This is a genomic window from Micromonospora sp. MH33, assembly GCF_003013775.1.
Classification (GTDB): domain Bacteria; phylum Actinomycetota; class Actinomycetes; order Mycobacteriales; family Micromonosporaceae; genus Micromonospora; species Micromonospora fulviviridis.
Window position 1 is genome coordinate 1 of record NZ_MUYZ01000649.1, and the last position, 1,130, is coordinate 1,130.

Consider the following 1,130-nt stretch of genomic DNA (forward strand, 5'->3'; position numbering starts at 1 on the left):
CGCCGGGCCGGTGTCGTTCCTGGCGCTGACCGCCCCGCACCTGGCCCGCCGGCTCACCCGTGCGCCCGGGCCGAACCTGCTGCCCTCGGCGATCGTCGGCGCGGCCCTGCTGCTCGCCGCCGACCAGCTCGCCCAGCACGCGGTCGCCGGCCGGCAACTGCCCGTCGGCGTGGTCACCGGCGTGCTCGGCGGCGGCTACCTGGCCTGGCTGCTCGCCGGCGAACGCGGGGGCCGGCGATGACCGGCCCCGACGAGAAGGGAACCACCATCATGCGGCCCGACACCCCCCGGCTGGTCGGCGAGGCGCTGACCCTCGGCTACGACCGGCGCACCGTCGCCGAGGACCTCACGGTGGCCGTCCCCGACGGCTCCTTCACCGTGATCATCGGGCCAAACGCGTGCGGCAAGTCCACGCTGCTGCGCGCCCTGGCGCGGCTGCTGCGCCCGGCCCGGGGCACGGTGCTGCTCGACGGCGCCGACATCCACCGCCGGCCGGCCCGGCAGGTCGCCCGGACCCTCGGGCTGCTCCCCCAGTCGGCGGTGGCCCCCGACGGGCTCACCGTGGCCGAGCTGGTGTCCCGGGGCCGCTACCCGCACCAGGGCCTGCTGCGGCAGTGGTCCCGCGAGGACGAGCGGGTGGTCGACCAGGCGATGGCCGACACCGGGGTCGCCGAGCTGGCCGACCGGCCGGTCGACGAGCTCTCCGGCGGGCAGCGGCAGCGGGTCTGGATCGCCATGGCGCTGGCCCAGCAGACGCCGCTGCTGCTGCTCGACGAGCCGACCACCTACCTGGACATCGCCCACCAGGTCGAGGTGCTGGACCTCTGCGCCCGGCTGCACGAGGAACAGGGCCGCACCCTGGTGGCGGTGCTGCACGACCTGCACCAGGCCGCCCGCTACGCCACCCACCTGGTGGCCATGCGCGACGGGCGGGTGGTGGCCGCCGGGGACCCGCGCCGGATCGTCACCACCGAGCTGGTCGAGGACGTGTTCGGGCTGCCCTGCCGGATCATCGCGGACCCGGAGACCGGCACTCCGCTGGTGCTGCCCACGGCACGCCGGCGGGCGGTGGCGGCGAGCTGACCACCCCGGCCGGGGCCGCTGTCCCCCGCGGCGGCCCCAGCCGGGGC

2 protein-coding genes are annotated in these 1,130 nt (G+C 77.3%); both read left to right on the forward strand.

The annotated features are described in order from the left end of the window. Positions 1-241: iron chelate uptake ABC transporter family permease subunit (locus B0E53_RS36665; protein WP_146167980.1), on the forward strand; the 241-nt coding region annotated here is incomplete at its 5' end. Positions 242-270: 29 nt separating this feature from the next. Then, the gene (locus tag B0E53_RS36670) at positions 271-1,083 is read left to right on the forward strand and encodes an ABC transporter ATP-binding protein (protein WP_107079937.1); all 813 of its coding nucleotides are present in this window, start codon (positions 271-273) and stop codon (positions 1,081-1,083) included. The last annotated feature ends 47 nt before the right edge of the window (positions 1,084-1,130 follow it).